Consider the following 3,706-nt stretch of genomic DNA (forward strand, 5'->3'; position numbering starts at 1 on the left):
GGTCGGCGATGGGTGCGTCCTCGTCGCAGAACGCCAGCAGCCGCTCCGGGCCGAGGTCGGCGAGCGCCGCGGGCAGGCGCGCGGCCTCCATCAGGGTCGGCACGGCGAGGATGCCGCACTGCTCCGCCGCCTCGATTATGTTGGCGTGCAGGCGATCGGTGTTGAGGCGTTCGCCCTGGGTGTAGCGGGTCAGGACCGGGCGGATCGTGCCCGCCCCCATCTCCACCGCCTTCTGGGCGAGGTAGTCGAGCCGCGCGCTCTTCAGGGGCGCGAACAGGTAGTGCAGGTCGGGCGCGACGGTCTGCGTGCGTGCCTGGTCCACGACGGTGAGGTGCGCGCTCTTGCGGCCCGACGGAACCAGGCTCGCCCGCCACTCGCCGTGCCGTCCGTTGAACAGCAGCACCGGGTCGTCCGGCTGGCGGCGCAGGACGTTCAGCAGGTAGTTCGCCTGCGCCCGGTCGAGGGGGAGGTTCGCGCCCGCGAAGAGGTCGTGCGCCACGTGGAGACGGGGCGCGGTGAAGTCGTAGGCGGCCATCCGGGCTCCGTCGCGTGCGCATGCGCGGCTGTCAACGCCTGGACAGGATCGACGATGTTGCCGAAACACCACGAGCCCGGGTTTTCGAAACGTTGCCCAGCCATGTCGGCGCCGGCCCGTTTGCGGCTCGATTGACGCCACATTCCTATGGCGAAGCGGAGCCCGGATCAGTCCGGGCCGTCCGTACCGCAGCGCGGCCGCCATCCGGATCAAGACGACATCCGTCGACGCTGCGTGCCACGCCGACGGCGCTTCACCCGCGACCGGGGCGGATCTCCAGGGAGTCGAGACCATGCGCATCAAGACCTACGGACTGGCCGCCGCCCTGGTGGTCGGTAGCTTCGCCGCCAGCACCGCCGCCTTCGCCCAGGGCGCCGAGTGCGGCACGATCCAGACGACGCTCCAGACCCGCAAGGACCTCGTCTCCCGGGCGAACTCCGCCTCCACGGCGAAGAAGAAGATGACCCCCCAGGAGGCCTGCGCCCTGTTCGGCAAGCTGCAGGCCAACGGCGTCGAGGGCATGAAGTGGATCGCCGCCAACAAGGAGTGGTGCTCGATTCCCGATTCGTTCGCGGAAGGCTTCAAGGCGGACCACACCAAGGTCGTCGGCATCCGCACCAAGATCTGCGGCATGGCGGCTCAAGCCACAAAGATGGAGGCGCAGGCCCGCGCCCAGGCCCAGAACGGTGGCGGCGGTGGCGGCCTGCTCGGCGGCCCCGGCCTGACCGGCCAGTTCAAGATGCCGCAGGGCGCGCTCTGAGGCGGATGCGACGCAGCCTCCGCCCCACGCGAACCCGATCGCAGGCCTCGGCGTGAACGCCGCGAAGGCCGTGGAACCGCCCGTCGCCGACGCCGTCACCGGCCACTGGGTCGACCGGCTCGCGCCGCGGGCCGCGCGGCCCTTCCTCCGGCTCGCGCGGATCGACCGGCCGATCGGCTGGTGGCTGCTGCTGCTGCCGTGCTGGTGGTCGACGGCGTTGGCCGCCACCCATGCCGGCCTGCCCTGGCCCGACCCGCGCCACCTGCTGCTGTTCCTCGTGGGCGCGGTGGCGATGCGGGGGGCCGGCTCGACCTACAACGACATCGCCGACCGCGACCTCGACGCCCAGGTCGAGCGCACGCGCTCCCGCCCCCTGCCCTCGGGCCAGGTGAGCACGCGGGCCGCGGCCGCCTTCCTCGCCGTCCAGGCGCTGGTCGGCTTCCTGGTGCTGATCCAGTTCGACGCCTTCGCGATCGGCGTCGGGCTGTGCTCGCTGCTGCCGGTGGCGATCTACCCGTTCATGAAGCGGGTGATGTCGATGCCGCAGCTCGTCCTCGGCCTCGCCTTCTCCTGGGGCGCGCTGATGGGCTGGGCGGCGCTGCTCGACCAGGTCGGCGTGCCGGCGCTGCTGCTCTACGCCGGCACCATCGCCTGGGTGGTCGGCTACGACACGATCTATGCGGTACAGGACATCGAGGACGACGAGATCGCCGGCATCCGCTCGTCGGCGCGGTTCTTCGGCGCGCGGCTTCGGCTGGCGGTCGGCGCCTGCTACGGCGCGGCGGTGCTGCTGATCGGCTTGGCCGCCTACGGGGCCGGCGCCGGGCTGCTGGGATGTCTCGGCGTCGCCGCCTTCGCGGGCCATCTCGGCCGCCAGGTCCTGCGCCTCAAGGCGCGCGACGGGCGCGAGGCGCTGGCCTTGTTCCGCTCGAACCGCGGGGCTGGCCTGATCCTGTTCGCGGGGCTTGCCGCCGACACGATCAACCAGGGCTGGCCGGGCTAGGCGATCCTCGTGTGCGGCGGATGATGGCCGGCTCTCGGGCGAGGCGCCCGGGGGGCGTCGCTTACGAGCGGGCGATGATCTCGTTCTCGCCGCGGTGGATCTGCGGGCGGATCGGGAGGCGGCCGGTCTTGCGGCGCACGAGGAAGCGCGGGCGGCGATCGCCGAGCGAGCCGTGGCGGCGGCGGATGCGGGTCTTGCCGAGCATCAGGCGGCCGACCTGGGCGGCGACCACGGCGAGCACGCCGTCCTCACGCACGATCATCCGCGGCAGGCCGGTGCGGGCGGCGAGGTCGCGCCAGATCGCGACGACCTCGTCCTCGCAGAACGGGCCGAGGCTGGCCAGGACGGCGCCGGCGGCGTCGACGAGACACAGCGCGAACCGGTCCTCGCCGCAGCTCTCCGCCTCGTCGGCGGCGAAGGAGAGCGCGATGCCCGTGGGCTTGATCCCGGTGGCGCCGAACACCGGAAGCGCCGAGGCGGCGAAGGCGAAGCCGGCGGGCGCGGCGCCGTCCCGATCGGAGCGGACGGTCTCGGCAAGATGATCGGTCGCGGTCCGGTCCATGGTTTCGAAGGTGTTCATCGGTCCGCCGTCCATTTGCAAGTGGCGACCTGCTGGGGTCGTCCGTTCTGCCAAGAAGATTGGCGTCTAACCTCCCCACGGTGCCTTAAGAGTGAGCGTTAAGCGATCGTGGACATCGCCTTCCCGTCGGGAATGCTCAATGGTTCCTTGCCGCGATCGGTGAGTTTTTCCGTTATCGCCCTGCGGCCTCGGCATCCTTGTGGCGCTTTCGAGCAGACCCTACAACGGTGCCGTCGCGCTCCGGCGCGTCGCTCCCCCGTCGCGCCCGGCAACGACCCGCACGTCGCGCCGGCGCGCGGAGCGGTGCGAGCCGCGATGCCGACCCCTTGCCCCATCGCCCGACACGGACCGCCATGACCGACCCGATCTCCGCGGACTTCGTGCACGCCCTGATGCCGGACCTGCGCGAGGCCCTTCGCGAGGCGGCCTCCCTCGCCCTGCCGTTCTTCAAGGAAGGCGGCCACACCTCGGCGAAGATCTGGTCGAAGGCCGGCGGCTCGCCGGTGACGGAGGCGGACGTCGCCGTCGACACCTTCCTGAAGATCCGGCTGAGCCAGATCGTGCCGGAGGCGGCGTGGCTGTCCGAGGAGACGGCCGACGACGCCGAGCGGATCGGGCACGACCTCGTCTGGATCGTCGACCCGATCGACGGCACCCGCGCCTTCCTGTCCGGCCACAGGGACTGGTCGATCGCGGTGGCGCTGCTGAAGGCCGGCGAGCCGGTGGTCGGCTTCGTCAACGCGCCGGCGCTCGGCCATGATTACGAGGCGATCCGGGGACGCGGCGCGACGCGCAACGGCGCCGCGTCCCCGGATCGCCTCGTAATCA

General features: G+C 71.7%; 5 protein-coding genes. 3 read left to right on the forward strand and 2 right to left on the reverse strand.

All coding sequences use genetic code 11. From position 1 onward, the window contains the following. Positions 1-535: RsmE family RNA methyltransferase (locus FV222_RS19910; RefSeq protein WP_147815459.1), on the reverse strand; the 535-nt coding region annotated here is incomplete at its 3' end. Between the two features lie 292 nt (positions 536-827). On the opposite strand from FV222_RS19910, the gene FV222_RS19915 reads away from it, so the two are divergent. Both FV222_RS19915 and ubiA read left to right on the forward strand, forming a co-directional pair. Continuing rightward, complete coding sequence (locus FV222_RS19915; protein ID WP_147753600.1) at positions 828-1,295, forward strand: hypothetical protein; 468 nt, start codon at positions 828-830, stop codon at positions 1,293-1,295. Between the two features lie 70 nt (positions 1,296-1,365). Beyond that, positions 1,366-2,298, forward strand: coding sequence for a 4-hydroxybenzoate octaprenyltransferase (ubiA, locus tag FV222_RS19920; RefSeq protein ID WP_246685557.1), 933 nt, complete (start codon positions 1,366-1,368; stop codon positions 2,296-2,298). Between the two features lie 61 nt (positions 2,299-2,359). Here ubiA and FV222_RS19925 read toward each other — a convergent pair whose 3' ends face one another. Beyond that, on the reverse strand, positions 2,360-2,878 hold the full coding sequence (locus FV222_RS19925) for a DUF6101 family protein (RefSeq protein WP_187275211.1): 519 nt from the start codon (positions 2,876-2,878) through the stop codon (positions 2,360-2,362). A 353-nt stretch (positions 2,879-3,231) separates the two neighbouring features. Here FV222_RS19925 and FV222_RS19930 point away from each other — a divergent pair. Next, a partial coding sequence (locus FV222_RS19930; RefSeq protein WP_281406898.1) for an inositol monophosphatase family protein occupies positions 3,232-3,706 on the forward strand: 475 nt, incomplete at its 3' end.

It is taken from the genome of Methylobacterium sp. WL103 (genome assembly GCF_008039885.1).
In the GTDB taxonomy this organism is placed as follows: Bacteria; Pseudomonadota; Alphaproteobacteria; order Rhizobiales; family Beijerinckiaceae; genus Methylobacterium; species Methylobacterium cerastii.

Excerpts from the sequence above, each read along its gene's own strand:
- FV222_RS19915 (WP_147753600.1), top strand. The coding sequence starts at position 828 with ATGCGCATCAAGACCTACGGACTGGCCGCCGCCCTGGTGGTCGGTAGC.
- FV222_RS19925 (WP_187275211.1), bottom strand. The coding sequence starts at position 2,878 with ATGAACACCTTCGAAACCATGGACCGGACCGCGACCGATCATCTTGCC.